Genomic DNA, 23,410 nt, shown 5'->3' on the forward strand with positions numbered 1-23,410 from the left:
TCGGAGTGCGGTCGAGAGGGCGCCGGCGCACGCGCGCCCGGCACTTCCGGGCCAGCGGCCCGGTACCGGGCAACCACCGTGCACCGAGGCTGGACACCGGCGGTCCCGGCCTCCCCGGCCAGAGCCGAGGCGAGCCACCCCGCCTGGCCAACCAACCCTGGCACAAGACCGACAACCCCGACAACCTCCCCAGGTGCCGCTGACAGGCCCTCGCCAGCCGCGTCGATCAAGAGGTTTGCGTCAAAATTCCGGCCACGGATGACGCAACCCTCTTGATCAACTACAGGTAGGGGATCGGAACAGGTCAGCGCATGCGGGGGACGATTCCTGTGTCGTAGGCGCCGGAGCGGAACTCCTCGTTGCCCAGCAGCTCGGCGAAGAACGGGACGTTGTTCTTCGGGCCCTCGATCTGGAAGGCGGCCACCGCTTCCTGCGCGCGTTCTAGCACCTCGTCGCGGGTCGCGCCGGTGACGATCAGCTTGGCCAGCAGGCTGTCGTAGAACGGCGTCACCGTGTTGCCCCCGGTGTAGCCGGAGTCCACCCGGACACCCTCGCCGGCCGGTTCCACCCACGTCCGGATCACGCCGGGGCCGGGCAGGAACCGCTTCGGGTCCTCGGCGTTGATCCGCATCTCGATGGCGTGCCCGCTCGGCGCGAGCGCGTCCGGGTCGAACGTCGGCGCCAGCCCGGACGCCACCCGCAACTGCTCCTCAACCAGGTCGATCCCGTAGACGTACTCGGTCACCGGGTGTTCCACCTGAAGGCGCGTGTTCATCTCGAGGAAGAAAAAATCCCCGGAAGTGGGGTCCAACAGGCATTCCACCGTGCCCGCGTTGCGGTAACCCACGGCCTCGCCGGCCCGGACGGCCGCCGCCAGGAGGCGCGCTCGCAGTTCCGGCGAGACCGCCGGCGACGGGGATTCCTCGACGAGCTTCTGGTTGCGTCGCTGCACCGAGCACTCCCGCTCGCCGAGCGCCACCACCCGACCGTCGGCCAGGCCGAGGATCTGCACCTCGACGTGCCGCACCCGGGGGAAGTACCGCTCGATCAGCACCGATCCGTCACCGAACATCCGCTCGGCGAAGGCGCGCACCTTGTCGTACTCGGTGCGCAACGCGGCCTCGTCGACGGCCACGCCCATGCCCATGCCGCCGCCACCGGCGGCGGCCTTGACCATCACCGGGTAGCCGATCTCGGCGGCGGCCGTCACGGCCGCGTCCAGGTCAGCGGCCGGATCGGTGGTGCCGGGCGCGACCGGCACGCCGGCCGCCGCCATCAGGTTCCGCGCATTGATCTTGTCGCCCATCGCGCTGATCGCGTCCGCGCCGGGTCCGACCCAGACCAGCCCGCTGGCCTCGACGGTACGAGCGAACTCCGCGTTCTCCGACAGGAAGCCGTAGCCGGGGTGGATGGCCTGCGCGCCGGTCGACTTGGCGGCGGCGAGGATCGCCTCGACGTTGCGGTAGCTCTGCGCCGGATTCGGCGGGCCGATGAGGACCGCCTCGTCCGCCTCGGTGACGAACGGCAGGTCGGCGTCCGCCTCCGAGTACACCGCGATCGCGCGGATGCCGAGCCGCTTGGCGGTCCGGATGACCCGGCGGGCGATCTCGCCCCGATTGGCGACCAGCAGTGACTCGATCATGTTTCCTCCCGGCGTCCGGATGTTGGGACGATGTCAGGGAATCATGACCGGCGTACTTCTGACGAGTCGGCTCAGGCGAGCAGCGCGGCCAGGGTCGCTCCACGCAACAGCTCGGCCCGACGTCGGCGGTCCACCTCGCCGCCGAGGAACGGAGTCGAGTTCATCAGGCCGAACGCCGCGTGCGCGAGCACCCGAGCCTCGCCGTCGGGCATGCCCGGGTGCAGCGCCGTGAGCACCGTCACCCACTCCTCGACGTACATCCGTTGCAGCCGGCGGATCCGTCGCCGCGGCTCCTCCGGCAGGCGGTCCAACTCGTGCAGGTGCAGCGCGATCACGGCCGGGTTGGCCAGCGCGAACTCGACGTGGAAGTCGATCAGGGACTCCAGCACGCCGCGCGGGTCGTCCGGGTGCCCGGCGGCGCGTTCCCGCCCGCCGGCCAGCAGCCCCTCGCTGACCGGAATCAGCGCCGCGGCCAGCATCGCCTCCTTGCCGGCGAAGTGGTGATAGAGCGCCGGACCGGTCACCCCGGCTGCCGCGCCGATGTCGTCCATCGACACGCCGTGGTAGCCGCGGGCGGCGAACAGACCGACCGCGATCTCCAGGATCTCGTCCTTGCGGGACCGGCGCCGGCCCGTACCCGCCGCCCCCCGTGCCTGCTGCTCCACCGTCACCGGGCAAGCGTAGACCGCGAGCCGGACACCGTGGGGCGACGGATACCGGTCGGCGGCCCGCAGCGGTCAGTCGTCCGGGTCGAGGTCGTGCTCCTGTCGCAGGGCGGCCGCCTCGGCGGGCCGGTCGAGCAGGTCCAACGCGCGGGCCAGCAACCACGCGGTCTGGCGGACCGGCCGCGATCCGGCCGGCAACCCACCGAGTACGCGCCGCAACAGCGGCTCCGCCTCGACCGGCCGGTCCAGTCGGAGCAGCAGCTCACCCACGAGGACCTCCACCTGGGCCGCCTCACCGAACGCCTCGATCGACCGCAGTCGGTCGGGCACCCCGGCGAGCCGTGCCAGCGCCTCGTCCGCCCGGCCCTCCCCGGTCAGCACCCGCGCGCCCGTCTCGGCCATCATCGCCAGCTCGTACGTCACCGGTGGCGGCGGCTCCGGCTGCCCGGCCAACACCGCCGCCAACCCGTCCGCCAGTTCGACGACACGGACCGCCTCCGGCAGGTTGTCGGACCAGAACCAGGCGTACGCCTCCCGGCGACGGGCGCGCAGCTCGTCCAACGGCAGATCGGCGAGCCGGTACGCCGTGGCGGCGGCGGCGAACCGCTCGGCGGCCGCGGCGTCCCGGTCGGCGTCGTACAGGATCCCGCCGGCCTCCTCCAGCACCTGGGCCCGGATGGGCAGGTTGTCCGGGCCGTCCAGGTTGACGGACAACTGCTCCAGCAGAGCCAACGCGGGGTCGATCTCGCCGAGCCCGCCGTACACCCCGGCCAGCAGGTGCCGGCAGCGGTCGGCCTCCGCCTGGGCGCCCAGGCGGTCCAGGCCGAGCACGGCCTCCTCGGCGACCTCGGCCGCCTCGGCGAGCCGACCCACCACCCGGTACGCGTTCGCCAGCTCCCAGCGCAGGAACGCGTCCCCCTCGGCGTCACGCTCCACGCAGAGCGTCACCGCCTCGACGAAGTCGTCCACCGCGTCGGCGGCCCGGCCGGCGGAGAGCAGTGCCCGCGCGCGGGCGACCCGGACGGGCAGCTCCGCGTCCCCCGGCGCCACCCGCAGCGCCTCGTCGCAGGCGGCCACCGCCTCCGCCGGATCGTCGACGGTCCGGGCGCAGGCCAGGCAGGCGGCCGTGATCAGCTCGTCGACGCCCAGCTCACGGGCCATCCGGCGGGCCTGGACGGCGGCGGCAAGGGCCTCGTCGACGCGGTCGGACCCCTCCAGCAGATGTGCCCGGTGCAGCGCGATCCGGGCCGCCAGGTGCTCATCGCCACCGGCGTCGGCAGGTATCCGGGAAAGGGCCGCCAGGGCGTCCGCCCAGCGTTGCCGGTGCAGCAGCGCCAACGCCAGCCGGTCGTAACCGGCGGCGCGCTGCCGGGGGTCACCGAGTCGATCCAGCGCCTCGGCGGCCTCCCGGGCCAACGTCAGCCCCTCCTCGGCGTGCTCGTCGGCGCGGGTCAGCAGCACACCCAGCCGCCCCGCGACCACCTGGGCGGGCAGCTCCTCACCCGCCGAGCGGTACAGGTCCAACGCCGCCCGGTTCAGCTCGACCGCACCCTCGACGTCGTCCTCGTCGCCCCGCTCGGCCGCCCGCAGCGCCAGTCGGTGCGCGACCGTACGCGGTGGCAGGTCGGCGGCGTCGAACCGGTCGTCGTACGCGGCCAGCGCCGCCCGGAAGGTGGCCCGGTCGTGCTGGCCCCAGCTCTTCTCGGCGACGGTCAGCAGCTCGTCGGCGTCGGCGGGTAGAGCCACGGTGGACACCTCGACGGGAGCCCGGCCGGGCCGTTCGGACGCGGGCGTCGCACCGCCGGCCAGCGCGTCCCCACCGGTTCGGGCCGAACGGCGACGAACGCTCGCGGACAGCGGCAGGTGCTCACCACCGGGTCGTACGGCGAGCCGACGGGCGATCCACTCCGACTGGTGGGTGGTGCCGTTGCGGGCGTCGAAGCGGGCGGCCAGCTCGGTCGCCCTGTCGGCCAGCTCGGCGGCCAGCGCCGACGCCGGCACCTCGGCCGCCGGCCGCCCCTCGGCGGCCCGCCGGTACACGGTGGCGAGACCGGCCTGGCGCAGCGCGGCGGCGGCGGTCGCCGCGAAGTGCATGGCGGCGGCCGGCGACGGCGGTCGGTCCAGCCAGTCCAGGTGCCGCTCGACCAGCTCGACCGCCCGCGCCTCGTTGCCGGTGAGCGTGCAGAACTCGACGTGGTCGCCGATGTCCCACAGGTCCGCGAGGCTGCCGCGCAGCTTGCGGTACGCCTCACGGTGCGCGTCGCGCGCCGACTCACCCCGACCGGTGCGCAGGTACGGCAGCAGAAGCGCCGTGAGGATCGCCTGCGGCTGCTCGGTGCACGTGAGCCGGCCGGCGAGCACCGGCTCGGCGAGGGCCACCGCCTCGGCGTCCCGACCGGTGGCGGCGAGGTAGCCCACCTGGCTCGTCGGGTCACAACCCGCACAGTCGGACAGTTCGTCACGGGGCGTCGTCTGCCACAGCCGGTACCAGTGCGCGGCCGCCTCGGCGTCACCCACGTGGTCGGCGACCCGGAACCGGTGCTTGTGGACGGTCTGCAGGCTGTGCCCGCCGGCCCGGTAGTGCCGCTCCATGTCGTCGAGCACGGCGTACGTGCGGTCCAGTGGCACCTCGGGGAACTCCAGCAGACCCGACACCATGTACTTGAAGTGCCACAGCATCTGGTGCAGGTGCTGCTGGTGGTAGGGCTGCGGGTCTCGGTCGAACTCGGACAGGCACCAGGAGAACGTGACGAACGACTTCGCCGGCTCGCCTCCGTAGACGTACCCGGTCGTCGCCTGCATCCGGGTCACATAGGCGAGGTGCCGGTCGTCGGTGACGTCCACCCGGCGCAGCAACTGCTCCAGCGCGGCAATCTGCCCCGCCCCGTACGGCATGTCGGCGATGCCGCGCAGCACCCGCCACAGGTCCTCGTCGCTCATGCCTGCTCCCGTCCCGGTACGGCCCGGCCGAGCAGGCCGAGGAAGGCGTCGTTCAGCAGCGCGGCGTCGGCCGCGCGGACCGGGTGGTGCCCGAGCAGCAGCGCCTGCCCGTACAGCGCCTCGACGGCGAGCCCGACCAGCTCCGGGTCGCCCAGCATCGTGACCCGCCGCACCAGCGGGTTGCGGTGGTTGAGCACCAGTTGCGGGCGGTCCGGTGGGGCGGTGGCGGCAAGCGCGTCGAGCACCCCACCCCACAGCTCGTCGGCCCGGTCGCGGCTGGCGGCGAGCTGTTCGTTGAATGCCGCCGACCGGCTCACCAGGTAGAGCGCGGGCAGCGAGACCGGGTCGTACGCCCGGATGACCACCTCGCAGCCGGAACGCTCGACGGCCCGCTGCGCGGCGGTGAGGAACGGCCGCAGCGCCAGTTCCACGGAGGGGTCGAGGGCCTCGAACCGGGTGGTGAGGTCACTCGGCTCGAGCCGTTCGATCAGCACCGAGCGGTCCACCGCCGGCAGCCGCTCGATCAGCTCGGTGTCGTACGTGTAACCGGCGTTGACGACGGCCAGGTCCTGCGCGGCGGCCACCGCGGCGAGCTGGCGGAACTCGTCGAGGCTGGCCGCGTAGCGGACCACCCCGTGGCGTTCCCGGAACTCGGCGAGGGTGAGCGTGCCGACGTTGGTGTCCATCGGCCACCACCTGTCGACCAGCCGGAGCATGTCGTCGTCGTGCAGGGCCAGCGCCTTCACGCCGAGGTGGTGCACCTGGAGGAACTGGGCCAACCGGTGCGGGTCGTGTCGCGACAGCCGGACCAGCCAGCCACGTACCTGGTCGCCGAGCGCCTCCCGGGTCGCGGTCAGCAGGGTGTCCTCGTACAGGGCCTCCCGGCTGGCCGTCGGACGCAACTCGGTCGCGTCGACGACGCAGTGCGCGAAGAACGCCCAGTCCGGCAGCAGGCCGTCGGCGTTCTCGGTGAGCAGCATCCGCTTGAGGTAGACGCGGTGCCCGGCACGGGCCACCGGGTTCACCGGGGTCGGCAGGATGACGGCGACACCGGTCAGCCCGGCCTCGGGGACGCTCAGCGGCAGCACGTCGAACGGGTCCACCCCGAGCGTGTCGCGGGCGTACGCGATCAGCGCCGCCCGGTCGACCGGCGTGCCCGGCGTCGTCGGCCAGGGCGGTTCACCGACGGTGGTGACCACGTCGCCGACCCGGACGGTGACCGGCAGCAACGCGCCGAAGAGCCGCGCCAGGTCGACGACGGTCGGGGTGCTGAACCACTGGTCGGCATCACGGCGGGGCACCAGCGTCACGGTGGTGCCCACGTCGGCGCGGGCCTCCTCCGGCGGCGCGACCGTCACCGCGTACCGGCCGTCGGCGTATCCGGTCCACCGGACGGTGGGATCGTCGCCGTGGCGGGTGAGCACCTGGATCTCGTCGGCCACCAGGAAGCAGGAGAGCAGGCCGATGCCGAACTGGCCGAGGAACTCGTGCCGGGAGAAGCCCAACTCGTCACGCTTGGAGCTGCGGCCGATGGTCGCCAGCAGCTCGTGTACCTGCGCCTCGGTCAGGCCCACGCCGGTGTCGTGCACCCGGAGGGTGCCGTCTCCGGTGATCTCCGGGGGTTCGATCCGGACCAGCGCCGGCGCGTCCGGCTCGGTGGCACGCCGGGCGGTGATCGCGTCCACGGCGTTCTGGAGCAGCTCTCGGACGTAGACCCGAGGGCTGCCGTAGAGGTGATGGCTGAGCAGGTCGACCACGCCACGCAGGTCGACCTGGAAGGTGTGGTCCACGCCTGTGCTCTCCCCGGTCCCGATGCCGGCGCTCACCGTACCCAAGATCACCGGCGGCCCGCGTCCCCCTTTCGCCCGGCGGCTTGACCCTCGACCCGGTCGAACCGGCACGGTCGGCGGCATGACCTCCTCCGTTCTGGGCCGGGACTTCCGGCTGCTCTGGTCCGCCGCCGTGGCGTCCCGCTTCGGGGACACGCTGCGGACGCCGGCGCTGGCGCTCCTGGCGGCCACGCTGACCCGCGACCCCCGGGTCATCGCCGCGGTCACCGTGGCCGCGCAGGTACCGCCGCTGCTCTTCGGCCTGCTCGGCGGGGTGTACGCGGACCGCTGGGACCGCCGCCGGACGATGGCCGGCATCGACGGGGCACGCGCCGCAGTGGTGGCGGCGGTGGCCGTGGCGGTGGCCGTCGACCGGGCCGGCATCGGGCTCCTGCTGGTGGCGGCGTTCCTGCTCGCCGCGCTGGGAACGCTCTTCGACGCCGCCTCTTTCGCGGTGCTCCCGGCCCTGGTGCCGCCGGCCGCGCTGCCCCGGGCGAACGGTCGCCTCCAGGCGGGTTCGGCGGTGGCGGGGGGTTTCCTCGGCGCTCCCGCCGCCGGTGTCCTGTTCGCCGCCGCTCCCGCCCTCCCGTTCGCTCTCGACGCCGTCACCTTCGCGGTGGCCGCCCTGCTCGTGCTCGCCCTCACCGCTCCGGCCGCCGTACCCGCCACGCCGGCGACCGGGCGCGCGTCGGTGTGGGGCGACGTCGTCGAGGGAGTGCGGTGGCTGCGCGCGCACCGGACCATGTGGCGGGTCACCCTGCTCGCCGCGGCGAGCAACCTGGCGATCTCCGGCCTGATGGCGGTGCTGGTGCTCTACGCGCTGGACGTGCTGCGGATACCGCCGGCCGGGTACGGGCTGTTCGCCGCGTCGGTGATCCTCGGCGGGGTCGCCGGGGCGCTGGCATCGGACCGGCTCGCCGCCCGGCTCGGCACCGTACCCGCGCTGGGTGCGGTTCTCGCCACGCAGACCGTGGCGCTGACCGGTTTCGCGCTGGCCCGGCATCCGGTGCCGGGCGGGTTCGCGCTTGCCGTCTTCGCCGCCGGGACGGTGGTGTGGAACAGCCTGTGGGCGTCGTACGGTCAGCGGGAGGTGCCGTCGAGGCTGCTCGGTCGGGTCGGCGCCGCCCAGCGGATGATCGGTCTGCTCACCGCGCCGGTCGGCGCGGGGCTGGCCGGGCTGGTCGCCGCCGCCCATGGGACGGTCCCGGTGGTGGGCGCGGCGGCGGGCGTCTTCGCGCTGGTGACGGTGGTGGCGTGGCGGATCCTGCGACCGGCCGGAAAATCGGTCCAACCTTTTCCGCCCTCCCGTGCGTCTGTCGGGTGACGCGCACCGCGGGCGGCCGGAAGGGGTGCGGATGGGATCGACGGCGGACGACGGCCGCGACGGCTACCTCGCGTTCGTGGAAGGCAACCAGCACCGGCTCCTGCGCGCGGCCTTCCTGATCTGTGGCAACCGGCACCAGGCCGAGGACCTTCTCCAGGACGCCCTGCTGAAGCTGGCGCTGCGCTGGACCTCGGTCCGCGACGGCGATCCCGCCGCGTACGTGCGGGCCATCCTCTACCGCGACGCGGTGTCCTGGTGGCGACGTCGTCGCCGGGAGTGGCTCAGCGCCACGCCGCCGGAGCGGGCCGCGCCGGACCGGGACGGCGCGCTGCGGCTGACCCTGCACGACGCGCTGGGGACGCTGCCGCCGCGGCAGCGCGCCGTGCTGGTGCTGCGTTACTACGAGGACCTGACCGAGGTCGCCACGGCCGAGGCGCTCGGGGTGACCGTCGGCACCGTGAAGAGCCAGTGCCACCTGGCGCTGCGGCGGCTCCGGGAGGTTGCTCCCGCCCTCACCGGGGACGACCGACCGGGTCGGGGCGCCAACGGTGTGGAGGTGAACCAGTGAACGAGCAAGACCTGCGCGACCTGTTCACCGTCACCGTGCAGGACGTGCTGCCCAGCGCACCGGCGTCGGACGGCTGGGATCGGGCGCGACGTACCCGACGTACCCGACGGGCCGTCGGCGCGGTCGTCGTGGCCGTGGCGTTGGCCGGTGGCGCGGCGGTCGCCCTGCGACCGCCCCCCGATCCACGCCTGGCCCATCCGGTGGCGCCGACCGTCGCGCCCACCCACGCCGATCCCGTGCAGCGCCCGCCCGCCAAGCTGACCTACCCACCCGATCCGCTGAGCCGGATCAGCGGCCCGCCGACCGTGGCGCTGTCCGCCCGACCGGTCCAGCGGGCGCTGGCGCTGTTCCAGCCGCTGAGCGAGGAGGGTCAACCGGACGGTGTGATCCGGATCCTCGGCGACGACGGCGTGGTCCGCAGTCTGGACGTGGTGACGCCGGCACCCACCTGGGATGAGAGCGGCAACGAGGCGACAGCGGTCAAGCCGGGAGTCCTGTCGCCGGACGGTCGGTGGGCAGCTTTCGCGCAGACCAACGAGCTGATCATGGTCGACCTCACCACGGCGGGCGTACGTCGCATCCCCCTCGAGGGCTACCTGGAGTTGGTGGTGTGGGCGCACGACCGGGTGCTGGTCGGCGGCGACGACCGGACGTACGTGGTGCAGCGGGACACCGAGGCGGCCAGCACCACCGACCTGTCGGCCTGGCATGTGGTCACGCCCGATCCGGAGGCCGGTCGCGGGGCGGCTCTGCTCGAGCTGGTCGGCGAGCGCGGTGGCCTGAAGCTGCAGAGCCGGACGGCCCTCGACGGCCCGGTCCGCTCCGAACAGCGGATCACCGTGGATTCGCTTCCGCCGCCCTATCAGGTGAACGAGTTCTACGGCCGGGGTTGGCTGCACGGGGGCCGGTTGGCCAGCGCCGCGTGGATCGTCAACGCCCACATCAGCGGCGCGGAGGGGGTGGCCGTGCTGGACTCGCGCACCGGCTCGGTGACCCACCTGCTCGACCTCGGGCGGGACCGCGCCAAGGGCTGCTGCCCGGTGTTGGGCTGGGACAACAAGGGCGCGGTGCTGCTGCGCCTGGAACCGGCCGCCCTGGCGCGCTGGGACCCGGAGACCGGCGAGATCACCGGGATCATCGCCGAGCTGCGCGGCGTGCTGGCGCTGGCCGGCTGAGCAGCGGAGTGCTGGCGCTGGCCGGCGGAAGAGCGGGCGTGCTGGTACTGGCCGGCTGAGCAGCGTGGTGTGCTCAGCCGGCCGAGCTTGCGTCTCAGGCGGCGATGCCGCCGGGCTGGTCGCCCTTCACCACCGGCGCCCGGACCAGGTTGCCCCACTCCGTCCACGAGCCGTCGTAGTTGCGCACCTGCGGGTAGCCGAGCAGGTGCCGCAGCACGAACCAGGTGTGGCTGGACCGCTCGCCGATCCGGCAGTACGCGATCACGTCGTCGTCCGGGCTGAGCCCGAGCTGGTCGGCGTAGATCGCCTTCAGCTCGTCGGCGGACTTGAACGTCCCGTCCTCGTTCGCGGCGGACTTCCACGGCTTGTTGACCGCGCCCGGGATGTGCCCGCCCCGCAGCGCGCCCTCCTGCGGGTAGTCCGGCATGTGCAGCATCTCGCCGGTGTACTCGCCCGGGGACCGGACGTCGACCAGCGGCCGGCCCACCGCGATGTGGGCCATCACCTGCTCGCGGAACGCGCGCAGCGGCGCGTCGTCCCGCAGCGGCACCGGGTAGTCGGCGCGGGGCCGGGCCGGCTTGTCGCGGGTCAGCTCTCGCCCCTCGGCGACCCACTTCTGCCGGCCGCCGTCGAGCAGCCGCACGTCGGCGTGGCCGAAGAGCGAGAAGACCCAGAGGGCGTACGCGGCCCACCAGTTGAAGTTGTCGCCGTAGAAGACGACGGTGTCGCCCCGACCGATGCCCTTCGCGGCGCACATCTCGGCGAAGCTGGTCGCGTCGAGATAGTCCCGGGTGACCTGGTCGTTCAGGTCGAGGTGCCAGTCGACCTTGACGGCGCCGGGAAGGTGACCGGATTCGTAGAGCAGGACGTCCTCGTCGGACTCGACCACGACGAGGCCCTCGTCGCCCAGGTGCTCGGCCAACCAGTCGGTGGTGACCAGCCGCCGCGGGTCGGCGTACGACTGGAGGCGGGGATCAGGATCGTTCGGCACAGACATGAGCCCCAAGGTACGCCGCGACACCGCCGGGCGGTCCGCCATCGGGGATCGGGGGGGTCAGGGGTGTCGCAGCTAACGCCGCGCGTTCAGGCGCGTCGGTGCACGATCCGGCCGGCGACCACGGTCGCGAGGCAGGTTCCGTCGACGTCGTGCACCGACAGGTCCGCCCGACCACCGGTCACCAGGGTCGGTGCCACTGGTCCGGCCAGCACCAGCAGGTCACTGCGGTCGACGGCGCCCCGTAGTGCCGGATCGGCCAGACGGTCGGCCAGTACCGCCGTCACTCCGGTACGCAGCAGCGCGTGCACCCGCTCGCGCGGGGTGGGCGCTGCCGGCAAGGGCTCGGCCCACAGCCGGCCCGGCCCCAGCGTGCCGGGCCAGCGACGGACCCGTACCTCCGGGTGGGCCTCGGTCAACTCGGCCAGCGAGCCGACCGCCTCGATACGGTCGCCGCTGACCAGCACGCCGTGCTCCGGCACCGGCTCGCCGTCCCGTTCGCGGCGCAGCAGCGGCGCGGTGTGCAACGTGCGCACGTTTCAGTCGACGATCGGCCCGAGCAGCGGGCGCTTCGCGGTCACCGTGTCGCCGGACGACCGGCCGGTGAGCCGCCGCTTGATCCACGGGGCCAGGTACTGCCCGGCCCAGCGCAGGTCGGACGCACGCGCGGCGAGCCACGGCGACGGCGCCGGGTGCGGCGGGACCAGCAGCCACTCCTCGTCACAGCCCACGCCGAGCGCGTTCAACACCTGCCCGGCGACCCGTCGGTGACCGGCCGGGGAGAGGTGCAGCCGGTCGGTGCTCCACAGCATCGGGTTGAGGAACGTGTCGTCGGCGTACAGGTCGACCAGGATCGCGCCGTGCCGCGCGGCGGTCTCGCCGACCGCCTGGTTGAGCAGTTGCACCCGGGGAGCGACGAGACGCTGGCCGGGCAGGCGTGCCATCACGTCCGCGAATCGGAAGAGCAGCACGTCCGCGCCGCCCGAGCGGAGCTGCCGGACGACATCGTCGAAGCGGGAGACCAGCGTCTCCGGATCGAAGGTGCGGCGCAGCACGTCGTTGCCGCCGGCCGCGAAGCTGATCAGGTCGGGCCTCATCGCCACCGCGGAGGGCACCTGCTCGGCGACCACGCTCGGGAAGAGCCGACCCCGGATGGCCAGGTTCGCGTACCGGAAGTCGGGGCCCGCCTCGGCGGCGAGCCGGGTCGCGACCAGGTCGGCCCAACCCCGGAAGGTGCCATCCGGGTACGCGTCGTCCATACCCTCGGTGAAGCTGTCCCCGACCGCGACAAAACTGCGCCAGCGCACCCGCGCCCCCTCACGCCACCCGTTGCCTGCGGCGACAGTCTTTCACCGCAGGCGCGTCGGCCGGTGCCCCGACCGGCCGACGTGGCGGAGGTCATGCGCGCGCCTCGATCGAGGGCCGTGCTCGAGCCCAGCGCCGGGCTCGACCGCCTTGATCGACACGAGGTCGCTGATTTGGGGGTATCGGAGTCGAGTTGATACCCCGACTTCGGCGAACTCGTGTCGATCAACCGCAACTGCGGCCCGGGACGGTGTCGCCAATCCGGCGGATGTCGGGGTGCCCTCGCTCGCCAGCAGGCCCCACAATGGAGGGCCGGTCACCGGGCCGGGTAGCGGGGAGGGCCTAGTTGAGTCAGGCAAGCGAGCCGAGCCCCGCCGGGCCGGCACCGGCGGCGGACACACCGTCGCGCACCACGCGGACCCGTCAGATCCGACTCGTGGGGCTCGTCGTCGCGCTGGCCGTGCTGGCCGCCGCCCTGGTCCCGATCGTCCTCGCCATGGGTCCGCCGACCCGGGACGAGTTGCTGGAGGACGCGCACCTCAAGGGCAAGCAGCAGCTCATCATCGGAGTGAAGGACGACCAGCCGGGCATCTCACAGCGCCTTCCGAACAACGTCTGGAAGGGCTTCGACGTCGACATCGCGTACATGATCGCGAGCTATCTCGGCTTCGACCACTCGCAGGTGCGTTTCGTGCCGATCGAGAGCGAGGACCGGGCCCGCCGGCAGGCCCAGGACGGCGAGGGTTTCGTCACCGTCGACCTGGTCATCGCCTCGTACAGCATCAACGACAAGCGCCGGGAGGAGGGCGCGGTCTTCTCGGCCGCGTACCTGCATACCGAGCAGTCGGTGGTGACGTTGGAGGACTTCAAGGGCCAGGTGAGCAGCCTGGAGGACCTGCGCGGCCTGACCGTCTGCTCGCTGACGACCTCGACGTCCATCCAGCGCCTCGCCGAGGCCGGCGCGACGCCGGTGGGCCGGAACCGGATCAGCGAGTGCATCCAGGAGATGTACGACGGCAAGGTGCAGGCGGTCACCACCGACGCGGCGATCCTCGCCGGTTTCGTCACCGGTGACCGGCCGGGCGACGACGGCCAGCGGTTCACCGTGACCCTGAAGAACGTCAAACCGCTGCGGCACTGGGACATCGGCTCGTCGCCGCAGGAGCGGTGGGGCGTCAACACCGGCCCCAACAAGGCCCTGCTCGACCTGGTCGACCTGGCTCTCTACGAGTCGGCCAAGGACGAGGAGAACTCGGCCTGGGAGAACGCGTTCAACGCCAACCTCCGATGGCAGCAGGGATACAACCTCCCGCAGCCGGTCGCGGAGCAGCAGCAACCCGATCCGAGGAAGGTGGAGGTGCGACAGTGGCCGTGGGAGAGGATCGCCCTGCCGCCCCCGGCGCACCCCGGGTCGTCACCGGTTCACACTGGGCCGTTCGCCCGCGTCGGATGGCGGGGGCGCGGCAGGCGCAACAGTGGCTGCTGACCCTCCTACCCGCCTTCCCCGTCCTCCTGCTGGTGCTGCGGCTCTGGCAGCTCAGCCAGCAGGACATGTCCACGATGCTGCTGCTGGTCCAGTACGTCAGCCCGCTCGGCCTGCTCAGCGCCCTCCTGATCGCCCTGGTGTGGGCGTTCCCCGTCGTCGTGCTCACCTTCGGCGTCCTCGGTCGACTGCTCCGGCTCAGCGCTCCTGACCGGTTCGACCCGGAACGCTCACTGCTCGCCTCGGGGACGGCACGTACCCCCGGGTGGGTGATCAGCGCGGCGGTCGCGCTGGGGGCGCTCACCTGGCAGCTCCGCTTCCTACCGTCGCTGCTGATGCTCGGCCTCTGGCTGCTGGCGCTGCGGACCCGTTACCTGCACCCGGATCAGCCAATGCGCATCCTGTTCGTCAGCGTGGCCCTGCCGTTGGCGGCGGCGGTCCTGGCGTACAGCGTGCTCGGCCCGGCGATCTGGACGGCGTACCGGGAGGGCGAGCTGGCCACCGCCGCCCTGTTGGCGGTCCCGCCCGCCGCCACCCTGCTGCTCACCGGCCCGATCCCCGACTGGATCGCCCCGACGCTGACCCACGGCCTGGCGTTCACGGTCGCCGCCGTGCTCCCCGTGGTGATGGGCGCGGTCTTCCTCCGGGTGCCGGTGCTGCCCACCGCCGCGATCGAGGTGCTTCCGAAGCACACCACCGAGACGGCGACCCCGAGCCCGACCACGAGCCCGACGCCTGCCTCGACGTCCCCGGCGGCGAGCGCTGGCACCGCGGCCCGCGACGGTACGGCCGAGGGCGGCCGGGAGGTGGTGCTCGGGGCGCTCATCACGGTCACCGACACGTCGACGATCGTGCTGGACCGCACGGCCGCCGTGCGGTTCCTGCCCAACGACTGGGTCGAGTCGCAGGTCCTCTGCCCGCAGGCGGCGGCGGTGCCGTACAGCCTCGTTTCGGTGGGCGGTTGGCCGGTGGAGGAGACCGCCCTGGACTGGATGATGCCCCGCCGGCCGGTGGTCGATCCGGACGTGCGCTGCGAGGGCCGCCTTCCCGGCACCGGATGACAGCGCGGAGAGGCAGCTCGCCAGCCGTGATCAACGCCGTGACGACGACCGTCACGCGGACCTCAAAAGGGCGGGCCACCCGAGGATGACCCGCCCTTTCCCGCCCGTCGTCAGTTCACGACGGCGAGGATCCGAATGTCCTTCAGGCTGGCCGGTTCGGCGGTCTCGGCGATCTTCTTGCCGTTCTCGTCCACCAACAGCACGGCGTACCCGCTGCCGGACTGGACCCGCACGAGCATCGAACCGTCAGTGCGGAAGAACACCTGCCGCGACTTTCGGCCCTCGAGTGGCAGTCGGATCTCCTCGCCCGTTCGGGTATCGCGCACCACGCCGACGTTCCCGTACTCGCTGCCGGGGTCGGGTTGGTACAGGGCGACGCGATCGCCATTCGGCGAGAGGCTGGTGACGTCCCCGTTTCGCCAGGTGCCCGTCGGGCCCAGCCCCGGCATGTCCCGCTTCCGGTTGCCGCTGCTGTCGAAGAGGGTCACACCACCATCGGTGTTGATCATCGCGATGACCTCGCCGTCAAACGACCAACGAGCACCACATCCCGTGTTCTTGTTGGCCCACCAGCGCACGGTCTTCTTGGGTGACTGCGTGTCCAGCACCCCAACCCGGCCAGGCCCAACCGTCGGATCCCACTCGCGGAACAGCAGGTACCGCCCATCCGGCGACCAGACCGGGTTGACGCAGGTCTGCTCGACCTCCTTGCGCATCTGCTGCCGGTCTGAGCCGTCGACGTTGGCCGTGTAGAGGTTGGTGTTGCCGTCGGCGTCGAGCTGCACCCAGGCAACCCGGTGCCCGTTCGGCGAGATGTTCGCGCGGATCGACGCCGCGGGGTCCGGCAGAGCCGCCAGTCGCACCACACTGTCCCCCGGGCGCCAGGACCGTAGATTCGCGTTCCTGGCGTCGACCCCCGAGGAGCGGCCGTAGAAGAGCTTCCCGAACTCTACGGCCGGGGCGTTCGTGCCGGACCCGCTGCTGGGCGGCGGGCTGCCGGGGGCGTCGACGCTGACTGACGGCGTCGGGGCGGGCGACTGCGTCGGCGCTGCGGTGACCGACGGGCCGTCCGCGGGCAGCGGGTTCGGGGACTGGTCCGGCCGGATGGCGAACGCGGTGCCGGCCGCCGCCGCGATCAGCACCAGAGCAGCGGCCGAGGTGGCCACCGCGCGCTGGACGCCGAGCCGGCGGGACGTGCGCAGCGTACGGTCCCGCAGGTCGACCGAGGTGACCTCGTCGGCCAGGGCAGCCAGGTCGAGCCGGAGGCGCTCGTCGTTCATCGGTTGCTTCCTTCCAGGACGTACTGCTCGGCGAGCTCGGGTGCCACGGCGCGCAACCTGGCCAGGGACTTGGCCGTCTGGCTCTTCACGGTGCCGACCGTGACACCGAGCAGGTCGGCGGCCTCCGCCTCGGTGCGGTCCTCGAAGAACCGCAGCACCAGCACGGCACGTTGTTTCGGGGAGAGCTTCGCCAGCGCCGCCCGCAGGGTGAGTCGCAGGCTGGTCTGGTGGGCGTGGTCGGGGGTCGAGCCGCCTCCGCGTGGCTCGGGCAGGTCGCCCGGCATCGACTCGGGTATCCGACGGCGGCGCCACCAGGACACCTGCAGGTGGTACATGGTCTTGCGGGTGTACGCCTCGGCGTTGCCGCTGTGGTGCAGGCGGCTCCAGGAGCGGTGGGTCCGGGCCAACGCCGACTGGACGAGATCCTCGGCCAGGTGCTGGTCGCCGGTGAGCAGGTAGGCCGAGCGCAACAGCGCCGGGGTACGGGTACGGACGAACGAGTCGAACTCACTCAGCAGAGGGTCCACACGTGCCGATCCTTGGGGTAGTGGTGCGGGAGAGACATGATGCTTCTCCAGACGTCGCCCTGGGCAACGGTGGTTGCCGCCCGGACGGGTCAGTTTCGACGACCGCGACGAGACTGGCCGGCCGGTGGCGCGCTGGGCGAATTGGGTCGCCTGGACGATCAGCCCGGCCCTAGGCTGCGCGAATGCTGCTACGCATGTCGACCCTGTTGCTGCGGACCCTGCGCGAGGATCCGGCCGACGCGGAGGTGCCGAGCCATCGGCTGCTGCTGCGCGCCGGGTACATCCGCCGCGCCGCGCCGGGCGGCTACACGTGGCTGCCGCTGGGCAAGCTGGTGCTGGACCGGATCACCGAGGTGGTGCGCGCAGAGCTGAACGCGATCGGCGACCAGGAGGTGCACTTCCCGGCGCTGCTGCCCGCCGAGCCGTACCGCACCAGCGGCCGGTGGACGGAGTATGGCGACCTCCTCTTCACCCTCGCCGACCGGCGCGGCGCCGAGCACCTGTTGGCGCCCACCCACGAGGAGATGGCGGCGCTGCTGGTCAAGGACGTGTTCACCTCGTACCGGGACTTCCCGGTGACGCTCTACCAGGTGCAGACGAAGTTCCGCGACGAGGCGCGGCCCCGGGCCGGTGTGCTGCGCGGCCGGGAGTTCCTGATGAAGGACGCGTACTCCTTCGACCTGGACGAGGCGGGCCTGCGGGATGCGTACGCCCGGCACCGGGCGGCGTACCAGCGGATCTTCGATCGGCTGGGCCTGGACCACACGGTGGTGCACGCGATGTCCGGCGCGATGGGCGGCTCGGCGTCGGAGGAGTTCCTGGCCTCGACGCCGGTCGGCGAGGACACCTTCGTCGGCTGTACCGCCTGCGACTACGCGGCGAACACCGAGGCGGTCGTCACCCGCGCGCCCGCTGCGGGCGACCTCGACGCCAAGCCGGCGGCGCAGGTGCACGACACCCCGGAGACTCCGACGATCGCCAGCCTGGTCGAGCTGGCGAACAGCCGGCGGCTGGGTGACCGCGACGACTGGACCGCCGCCGAGACCCTGAAGAACGTCGTCCTGACCGTGCGTCAGCCCGGGGCGGACCGCGCCGAACCCCTGGTGGTCGGGCTGCCCGGGGACCGGGAGGTCGACCTGAAGCGGCTCGCCGCCGCGCTGGAGCCGGCGCAGGTGACGGTCTTCGAGGAGTGGGCCGACCATCCGGAGCTGGTACGCGGTTACCTCGGCCCGCAGGTGCTCGCCAAGCTGGGCATCCGCTACCTGGTCGATCCCCGGGTGGTGACCGGCTCGGCATGGCTGACGGGCGCGAACGAGCCGGGTCGGCACGCCACCGACGTGGTCTGCGGCCGGGACTTCACGCCCGACGGCACGATCGAGGCGGCCGAGGTACGTGCCGGCGACGCCTGCCCCGACTGCGCCGACGGCGAGCTGACCATCCGGCGGGGCATCGAGATCGGGCACATCTTCCAGCTCGGTCGCCGGTACACCGACGCGTTCGCCGTCGACGTGCTCGGGCCGGCCGGCAAGCCGGTCCGACCCACCATGGGTTGCTACGGCATCGGGATCTCCCGAGCGGTCGCGGCCATCGCCGAGCAGCACCACGACGAGCGTGGGCTGCGCTGGCCGGCGGCGGTCGCGCCGTGCGACGTACACCTGGTGGTGGCGGGCAAGGGCCCGCAGCTCGACGCGGCGCTGGACCTCGGCGGGCGGTTGGCCGCCGCCGGCGTGCGCGTGCTGGTCGACGACCGCACGCACGTCTCGGCCGGGGTGAAGTTCACCGACGCCGAGCTGATCGGCATCCCGCGCGCCGTCGTGGTCGGCCGCCGTCTGAGCGACGGGTACGTCGAGCTGCGCGAGCGGGCCGGTGACCGGCGGACGGAACTGCCGGTGGACGCCGTGGTGGAGCGGATCGTCGACGAGGTCGGCCGCGAGCGTGCGAACCTGGTGTAGCCGCCGCGTCACGGGGTAGTGCAGTCGGATCGGGTGAAGCGTCTTCGGAGGATCTCATGACCGGTTACCGGGTCAGCGACGTGATGACCAAGCAGGTCGTGTACCTGTCGGCGGAGACCACCCTGGACGAGGCGGCCAGGGTGATGAAGGAGGCGGACATCGGCGACGTGGTGGTCACCGACGGCGCCACCCTCGCCGGCATGCTCACCGACCGGGACATCGTGGTCCGGGCGGTCGCCGAGAACGCGTCTCCGGCGTCGACCACCATCGGCTCGATCGTCACCCGCGAGGTGGTCATGATCGAGCAGCACTGCACGGCCGGGGAGGCCGCGGCGCTCATGCGGGACCGGGGTATCCGGCGGGTGCTGGTCTGCGACAGCGACCGCAAGCTGGTGGGCATCGTCTCGCTCGGTGACCTGGCCATGCAGCTCGACCCGACCAGCGCATTGAGTGAGATCAGCGAACAGTCGCCGACCACGTGAGCCGTCGGCGCCGGCGGTAGCCTCGACTCATGGCTGACATGCCGGCCCGACTGGCCGAGATCGTCGACGAGTTCGCCGCCGCGCCGCGCGACCTGGTGTTGGAGATGCTGCTGGAGTACGCGGACGTCATTCCCCTGCTGCCGGACGACGACACCGCGCGCGAGGGCATGGAGCAGGTGCCCGAGTGCCAGACCGCGTTCTTCCTGCGCGCCACCGTGACGCCGGACGGGGTGGTCGAGACGCTCTTCGACTGCCCGCCGGAGGCGCCGACCACCCGGGCGTTCGCCGGGATCCTCGCCGAGGGGCTGGCCGGCGCGAGCGCCGAGGAGGTGCTGGCGGTTCCGGACGATCTCTACCAGCGGATGGGCCTGGCCCAGGCGATCAGTCCGCTGCGGGTACGCGGGGGCACCGCGATCCTGGGCCGGCTCAAGCGGCAGGTCCGGGAACAACTCGGCTGAGCGGGCAGTTGCCACCGATCATGGAGATCGAGATCTACGCGGACGTGGTCTGCCCGTGGTGCTACCTGGGCAAGCGTCGCCTGGACGAGGCACTTGCCCGCTACGACGGTGAGGTGACCGTCCGCTACCGGCCGTTCCAGCTCGACCCGTCGCCGGTGCCCGAACCGCTCCCGGTGGTCGACGCGCTGGCCGACAAGTTCGGCGGTCCCGACCGGGCGCGGCAGATGGTCGAGCGGGTGGTCCAGGTCGCGGCGGGCGACGGGCTCCGGCTGGACTACGACCACGCGGTGGCCGCGAACACCTTCGACGCGCACCGGCTGGTCGGCTACGCCACCGAGCGCGACCGGGCGGCCGAGATGGTGGACGCCCTGTTCCAGGCGCACTTCACGAAGGGTCTCGACATCGGCTCCCGGGAGGTGTTGGCGACGATCGCCGGCTCGATCGGCCTGGACGCCGCCGACGCCCGCCGGTTCCTCGACTCCGACGAGCGGACCGCGGAACTCGCCGCCGACCTGGCCGCCGCCCGTGACCTGGGCATCACCAGCGTGCCGACGTTCGTGCTGGCCGGAAAGTACGCGCTAAGCGGCGCCCAGGAGACGTCCACGCTGCTCGCCGCGCTGGCCGAGGTCGAACAGCGGGAGGCCGCTGCCGGTCAGGCGTGATGTTTCACGTGCAACGGTATCGATGCTGATGCCTGGTCAGGCCGGCCTGGCCAGGCCTTCCACCACCTGCGCGCCGGGCAGTGCGCCCAGCGCCGGTCCGGGCAGCGCGATCTTGCTGTGCCGTACGCCGGACCCGATGATCACGTGCGGGGTGGCGATCACCCGCGCGTCCACCAGGATCGGCCACTGCGCCGGCAGCCCGATCGGGGTGATGCCGCCGTACTCCATGCCGGTCAACTCGACCGCGTCGGTCATCGGGGCGAAGCTCGCCTTGCGGACGTCCAGCGCCCTGCGGGCCACCCCGTTCACGTCGGCCCGCGTGGTCGCCAGCACGATGCAGGCCGCGTAACGGACCACACCCTCGCGCTTGCCGGCCACCACGACGCAGTTGGCCGACACGTCCAACCCCACCTCGTACGCGGCACAGAACTCCGCCGTGTCGGCGAGGTCGGCGTCGATCGGCGCGACCAGCACGTCGTCGACGTCGACCGGCGCTTCGGCGGGCCACTGGGCGATGGCCTCCGCGACCGGCGGGGCGAGCAGATCGAGGCGGGCACGGGCCGGTTCGGTCTTCAACGTTCCCATCACGGATGCGATCCTCGCACCCGTGCCGCCGGATCGCCCGTCGACACCGGCGACGTCCCGCGACGCCACGTCCACGTCGCGGCTCAACTGCCCGCGAGGAACGCGTTGTTGCGCATGAACGAGCGGTCGCGGTCGGCCGCCAGCTCCTCTTCGCGTCGGGCCCGGGCCCGCTGAAGCTCCAGGTCCTCCAGCGCGTGCCGGACGCCCAGCCGGATCACGCCGTAGAGGAACACGAAACCGAAGACGTAGAGGATCACCGTGGTGACGACAACGAACATGGCGTCACCGTAAGACGAACGTGAACCGGCGCATCTCTCATCTCCGCGCGGTTCCCCCGTACGTGTCCGGGGCACCGGGACCTCACCTCGACTTGACCAGGTCCAACACCGTGAGCAGCGCGAAGAACGCGATCACGATCTCGTTGACGATCCACGCGTGCCCCTCGGCCCAGCTCCGCATCCGGGCGAGCACCCGCGCGGCCTTCGACCCGAGCAGCACCAGCGCCAGCAGCGGCACGGCGAGCAGCAGCACGGTGAGCAGCACGAACGGCACCAGGTGCCACCACGGAAGGTCGTGCCGGGCCACGGTCGCGCCCACCGTGGCCATGGTGAGGTCGTCGGTGGGTGTCACCACGAAGAGCAGCGCGCCCGTACGCGCCGCCCAGCGCGGATCGGCGTGACTGACGCTGCCCAGCCATCGTGGCGGCCCGGAGCGGTCGCGGCGTACCCAGATCACCACGGCCATGACCACCAGCAGCGCGAGGACCACCAGGTCGATGGCCGGACCACTGTCGACCTTGCGGGCGGCCGTGCTGGCGTCGTTCGCCAGCCCGCCCAGCACCCGGGTCAGCAACCAGCTCACCGTCACGCCGGCGACCACCACCAGTCCGGCGCCGGCGAGGAAGCCGGACGACGCGGCCCGGGGCCGGTCGGACGAGGCGAGGAAGATCGCCACGACCAGTTGGGTCCCGGCGACCATCACCACGGCCAGCGGCAGGACGGTCAGGAAGCTCACCGCTGCCATCCTGACGCCCGACCGGGACCGATGCGCCGAATCGGCGGTGGATCACCCGCCCGGCCGGGTACTCCCCGGCACCACCACCCGGCCGGCCAGCAACGCGCCGAACAACGCCAGACCAGCCGCCACCACGAGCGTCACCAGATAGCTCGACGGGCCGGGCGCGCTCCCCGCAGCCAGAACGGCGCCGGTGAGCGCCAGCACGGTCGCCGCGAAGAGGGAGTCGCCCAGTTGCAGCGACGAGCTGTTGCGGCCCTGCTCACCGGGTGCGGACAGCTCCAACGTGAGCACCGACAACGACGGGTAGAGCAGCCCCATGCCGAGCCCGGCGACCGCCCAGCCCAGCACGGCGACGGCCACCGGCACCTCGGGTCGGACGGCCAGCGCCACCGTCGCCGTACCGGCCGTGATCGCGCACAGGCCGACGCGCGGCAGGCTGGCCCGGGAGGCCGGCACCGGAATTCGACCCTGTATCCAGGAGCCCACCGACCAGGCCAGCGCGCCCACGGTGAGGACCAGCCCGGCGGCGGTCGGCGACAGTCCCCGCTCCCGGGACAGCATCAACGGGATGACCACCTCGGCGCCGACGAACGCCGCCGACGCCAGACCCCGCAGACCGACGACGGTGGGCAGCCCCCGGCCCGCCCGGAGGAACCCGGCTGGTAGCAGGCGCGGAGCGCAGATCACCAGACCGGCCAGGGCGAGCGCGATCACCGTCAGGGCCGCCACGCCGCGCTGCTGCCCCCCGATGTGCAACAGTGCGGCGCTCGCGCCCGCCCCGCAGGCCCAACCGATGCGGGCGACCGCGCCGACCGGCGGCCGCGTCGCCACGGTCGCGTCGAGCGACCGCAGGCCCGGCTGGATCAGCAGCACCGCCGGGACGGCCACCGCCGGGACCACGAGAAAGACCCACCGCCAGCCCAGGTACTCGACGATCAGCCCGGCCAGCGCCGGCCCGACCAGCGAGGGTACGACCCACGCCGCCGCGAACGCGGCGAAGATCCGCCGGTGCAGTTCCTCCGGGTACGCCTGCCCGACGATGACGTAGAGCGCGACCGAGAGCAGCCCGGAGCCGAAGCCCTGCACCACCCGGCCGACCACCAGTGCCGTCATCGCCTGCGCCGTACCGGCGATCAGCAGTCCCACCACGAACCAGGCGACGCCGTGCCACATCGTCCCCCGGGGTCCCCGCGCGTCGCACCAGATGCCGGAGACGACCATCGCCAGCACACCGGCGGCGAACGGGCCGCCGAACGCGATGCCGTACAACGCCAGCCCGTCCAGACTGCGCGCCACGGTCGGCATGGCCGTGCCCACCGCCAGCGCCTCGAAGGCGAGCAGCGACACCAGCGCCACGCTGCCGACCGTCATCGCCCGCAGCCGAGACGTGAACAGCCCGACGGGCGCTGGGGCGAGGGTGGCGGTTCGGCTCGACATGCACCGAGCCTGCGACCTCAACCC

The 23,410-nt window shown here is 72.6% G+C and carries 22 protein-coding genes; 9 read left to right on the forward strand and 13 right to left on the reverse strand.

Annotated features, from left to right (window positions below):
- Positions 1 to 304: 304 nt before the first annotated feature.
- The 4 genes from AB0B55_RS12475 to AB0B55_RS12490 form a co-directional block, all read right to left on the reverse strand.
- Complete coding sequence (locus AB0B55_RS12475) at positions 305 to 1,642, reverse strand: biotin carboxylase N-terminal domain-containing protein (protein WP_357171725.1); 1,338 nt, start codon at positions 1,640 to 1,642, stop codon at positions 305 to 307.
- A 71-nt stretch (positions 1,643 to 1,713) separates the two neighbouring features.
- On the reverse strand, positions 1,714 to 2,313 hold the full coding sequence (locus AB0B55_RS12480; protein WP_355048539.1) for a TetR/AcrR family transcriptional regulator: 600 nt from the start codon (positions 2,311 to 2,313) through the stop codon (positions 1,714 to 1,716).
- Positions 2,314 to 2,379: 66 nt separating this feature from the next.
- Positions 2,380 to 5,247 carry a hypothetical protein gene (locus AB0B55_RS12485; RefSeq protein WP_357129378.1) on the reverse strand — a complete coding sequence of 956 codons (2,868 nt, stop codon included), beginning with the start codon at positions 5,245 to 5,247 and terminating at the stop codon, positions 2,380 to 2,382.
- Positions 5,244 to 7,037, reverse strand: a complete 1,794-nt coding sequence (locus AB0B55_RS12490; protein ID WP_357171829.1) for an HSP90 family protein — start codon at positions 7,035 to 7,037, stop codon at positions 5,244 to 5,246. Before AB0B55_RS12490 ends, AB0B55_RS12485 begins: the two co-directional genes overlap by 4 nt.
- Positions 7,038 to 7,158: 121 nt before the next feature.
- Between AB0B55_RS12490 and AB0B55_RS12495 the strand changes: the two genes are divergently transcribed.
- The 3 genes from AB0B55_RS12495 to AB0B55_RS12505 are packed head-to-tail and all read left to right on the forward strand — an operon-like array spanning position 7,159 to position 10,143.
- A complete protein-coding gene (locus AB0B55_RS12495; RefSeq protein ID WP_357129375.1) occupies positions 7,159 to 8,400 on the forward strand; it encodes an MFS transporter in 1,242 nt (413 codons plus the stop codon).
- Between the two features lie 31 nt (positions 8,401 to 8,431).
- Positions 8,432 to 8,968, forward strand: a complete 537-nt coding sequence (locus AB0B55_RS12500) for a SigE family RNA polymerase sigma factor (RefSeq protein ID WP_357129372.1) — start codon at positions 8,432 to 8,434, stop codon at positions 8,966 to 8,968.
- Positions 8,965 to 10,143, forward strand: a complete 1,179-nt coding sequence (locus AB0B55_RS12505) for a hypothetical protein (RefSeq protein ID WP_357171728.1) — start codon at positions 8,965 to 8,967, stop codon at positions 10,141 to 10,143. Before AB0B55_RS12500 ends, AB0B55_RS12505 begins: the two co-directional genes overlap by 4 nt.
- A gap of 94 nt (positions 10,144 to 10,237) precedes the next feature.
- On the opposite strand, the gene AB0B55_RS12510 is transcribed toward AB0B55_RS12505, so the two are convergent.
- The 3 genes from AB0B55_RS12510 to AB0B55_RS12520 all read right to left on the reverse strand — a co-directional run bounded on the left by AB0B55_RS12510 (position 10,238) and on the right by AB0B55_RS12520 (position 12,444).
- Positions 10,238 to 11,140, reverse strand: coding sequence for a sulfurtransferase (locus tag AB0B55_RS12510; protein WP_357129366.1), 903 nt, complete (start codon positions 11,138 to 11,140; stop codon positions 10,238 to 10,240).
- 86 nt (positions 11,141 to 11,226) lie between these two features.
- Positions 11,227 to 11,673 (reverse strand): hypothetical protein, encoded by a 447-nt coding sequence (locus AB0B55_RS12515; RefSeq protein WP_357171730.1) that lies wholly within the window; start codon positions 11,671 to 11,673, stop codon positions 11,227 to 11,229.
- Between the two features lie 3 nt (positions 11,674 to 11,676).
- A complete protein-coding gene (locus AB0B55_RS12520) occupies positions 11,677 to 12,444 on the reverse strand; it encodes an SGNH/GDSL hydrolase family protein (RefSeq protein WP_357171732.1) in 768 nt (255 codons plus the stop codon).
- Between the two features lie 344 nt (positions 12,445 to 12,788).
- On the opposite strand from AB0B55_RS12520, the gene AB0B55_RS12525 reads away from it, so the two are divergent.
- Positions 12,789 to 13,928: a transporter substrate-binding domain-containing protein gene (locus AB0B55_RS12525; protein ID WP_357129357.1), complete on the forward strand. Its 1,140-nt coding sequence runs from the start codon at positions 12,789 to 12,791 to the stop codon at positions 13,926 to 13,928.
- Entirely contained in the window at positions 13,892 to 14,986 is a 1,095-nt protein-coding gene (locus AB0B55_RS12530; protein ID WP_357129354.1) for a hypothetical protein, read from the forward strand. The genes AB0B55_RS12525 and AB0B55_RS12530 overlap by 37 nt, the downstream gene beginning before the upstream one ends.
- Before the next feature lie 110 nt (positions 14,987 to 15,096).
- Here AB0B55_RS12530 and AB0B55_RS12535 read toward each other — a convergent pair whose 3' ends face one another.
- The gene (locus AB0B55_RS12535) at positions 15,097 to 16,266 is read right to left on the reverse strand and encodes a hypothetical protein (protein ID WP_357171734.1); all 1,170 of its coding nucleotides are present in this window, start codon (positions 16,264 to 16,266) and stop codon (positions 15,097 to 15,099) included.
- On the reverse strand, positions 16,263 to 16,793 hold the full coding sequence (locus tag AB0B55_RS12540; RefSeq protein WP_357129348.1) for a SigE family RNA polymerase sigma factor: 531 nt from the start codon (positions 16,791 to 16,793) through the stop codon (positions 16,263 to 16,265). The genes AB0B55_RS12535 and AB0B55_RS12540 overlap by 4 nt, the downstream gene beginning before the upstream one ends.
- 182 nt (positions 16,794 to 16,975) lie before the next feature.
- Between AB0B55_RS12540 and AB0B55_RS12545 the strand changes: the two genes are divergently transcribed.
- The 4 genes from AB0B55_RS12545 to AB0B55_RS12560 are packed head-to-tail and all read left to right on the forward strand — an operon-like array spanning position 16,976 to position 20,347.
- Positions 16,976 to 18,745 (forward strand): proline--tRNA ligase, encoded by a 1,770-nt coding sequence (locus tag AB0B55_RS12545; RefSeq protein ID WP_357171736.1) that lies wholly within the window; start codon positions 16,976 to 16,978, stop codon positions 18,743 to 18,745.
- A 56-nt stretch (positions 18,746 to 18,801) separates the two neighbouring features.
- Positions 18,802 to 19,227: a CBS domain-containing protein gene (locus tag AB0B55_RS12550; protein WP_357129342.1), complete on the forward strand. Its 426-nt coding sequence runs from the start codon at positions 18,802 to 18,804 to the stop codon at positions 19,225 to 19,227.
- A 29-nt stretch (positions 19,228 to 19,256) separates the two neighbouring features.
- Positions 19,257 to 19,685, forward strand: coding sequence for a SufE family protein (locus AB0B55_RS12555; protein WP_357129339.1), 429 nt, complete (start codon positions 19,257 to 19,259; stop codon positions 19,683 to 19,685).
- Between the two features lie 20 nt (positions 19,686 to 19,705).
- Entirely contained in the window at positions 19,706 to 20,347 is a 642-nt protein-coding gene (locus AB0B55_RS12560) for a DsbA family oxidoreductase (protein ID WP_357171737.1), read from the forward strand.
- Positions 20,348 to 20,383: 36 nt separating this feature from the next.
- Here the strand turns inward: AB0B55_RS12560 and AB0B55_RS12565 are convergent, their stop codons facing one another.
- From AB0B55_RS12565 to AB0B55_RS12580, 4 genes are all read right to left on the reverse strand, one after another.
- Positions 20,384 to 20,932 carry a YbaK/EbsC family protein gene (locus AB0B55_RS12565; RefSeq protein WP_357129854.1) on the reverse strand — a complete coding sequence of 183 codons (549 nt, stop codon included), beginning with the start codon at positions 20,930 to 20,932 and terminating at the stop codon, positions 20,384 to 20,386.
- 83 nt (positions 20,933 to 21,015) lie between these two features.
- Positions 21,016 to 21,210: a hypothetical protein gene (locus AB0B55_RS12570; RefSeq protein ID WP_357129333.1), complete on the reverse strand. Its 195-nt coding sequence runs from the start codon at positions 21,208 to 21,210 to the stop codon at positions 21,016 to 21,018.
- An 82-nt stretch (positions 21,211 to 21,292) separates the two neighbouring features.
- Positions 21,293 to 21,946 carry a GAP family protein gene (locus tag AB0B55_RS12575; RefSeq protein WP_357129331.1) on the reverse strand — a complete coding sequence of 218 codons (654 nt, stop codon included), beginning with the start codon at positions 21,944 to 21,946 and terminating at the stop codon, positions 21,293 to 21,295.
- Positions 21,947 to 21,997: 51 nt separating this feature from the next.
- Positions 21,998 to 23,386 (reverse strand): MFS transporter, encoded by a 1,389-nt coding sequence (locus tag AB0B55_RS12580; RefSeq protein WP_357171738.1) that lies wholly within the window; start codon positions 23,384 to 23,386, stop codon positions 21,998 to 22,000.
- Between the last annotated feature and the right edge of the window lie 24 nt (positions 23,387 to 23,410).

Source organism: Micromonospora sp. NPDC049107 (assembly GCF_040648595.1).
In the GTDB taxonomy this organism is placed as follows: domain Bacteria; phylum Actinomycetota; class Actinomycetes; order Mycobacteriales; family Micromonosporaceae; genus Micromonospora.

What these genes read in the sequence shown, in the direction of transcription:
- AB0B55_RS12495 (WP_357129375.1), top strand. Translation starts at nt 7,159, where the DNA reads ATGACCTCCTCCGTTCTGGGCCGGGACTTCCGGCTGCTCTGGTCCGCC.
- AB0B55_RS12560 (WP_357171737.1), top strand. Translation starts at nt 19,706, where the DNA reads ATGGAGATCGAGATCTACGCGGACGTGGTCTGCCCGTGGTGCTACCTG.
- AB0B55_RS12535 (WP_357171734.1), bottom strand. Translation starts at nt 16,266, where the DNA reads ATGAACGACGAGCGCCTCCGGCTCGACCTGGCTGCCCTGGCCGACGAG.
- AB0B55_RS12580 (WP_357171738.1), bottom strand. Translation starts at nt 23,386, where the DNA reads ATGTCGAGCCGAACCGCCACCCTCGCCCCAGCGCCCGTCGGGCTGTTC.
- AB0B55_RS12570 (WP_357129333.1), bottom strand. Translation starts at nt 21,210, where the DNA reads ATGTTCGTTGTCGTCACCACGGTGATCCTCTACGTCTTCGGTTTCGTG.
- AB0B55_RS12545 (WP_357171736.1), top strand. Translation starts at nt 16,976, where the DNA reads ATGCTGCTACGCATGTCGACCCTGTTGCTGCGGACCCTGCGCGAGGAT.
- AB0B55_RS12500 (WP_357129372.1), top strand. Translation starts at nt 8,432, where the DNA reads ATGGGATCGACGGCGGACGACGGCCGCGACGGCTACCTCGCGTTCGTG.
- AB0B55_RS12550 (WP_357129342.1), top strand. Translation starts at nt 18,802, where the DNA reads ATGACCGGTTACCGGGTCAGCGACGTGATGACCAAGCAGGTCGTGTAC.
- AB0B55_RS12555 (WP_357129339.1), top strand. Translation starts at nt 19,257, where the DNA reads ATGGCTGACATGCCGGCCCGACTGGCCGAGATCGTCGACGAGTTCGCC.
- AB0B55_RS12530 (WP_357129354.1), top strand. Translation starts at nt 13,892, where the DNA reads ATGGCGGGGGCGCGGCAGGCGCAACAGTGGCTGCTGACCCTCCTACCC.
- AB0B55_RS12485 (WP_357129378.1), bottom strand. Translation starts at nt 5,247, where the DNA reads ATGAGCGACGAGGACCTGTGGCGGGTGCTGCGCGGCATCGCCGACATG.
- AB0B55_RS12565 (WP_357129854.1), bottom strand. Translation starts at nt 20,932, where the DNA reads ATGGGAACGTTGAAGACCGAACCGGCCCGTGCCCGCCTCGATCTGCTC.
- AB0B55_RS12510 (WP_357129366.1), bottom strand. Translation starts at nt 11,140, where the DNA reads ATGTCTGTGCCGAACGATCCTGATCCCCGCCTCCAGTCGTACGCCGAC.
- AB0B55_RS12475 (WP_357171725.1), bottom strand. Translation starts at nt 1,642, where the DNA reads ATGATCGAGTCACTGCTGGTCGCCAATCGGGGCGAGATCGCCCGCCGG.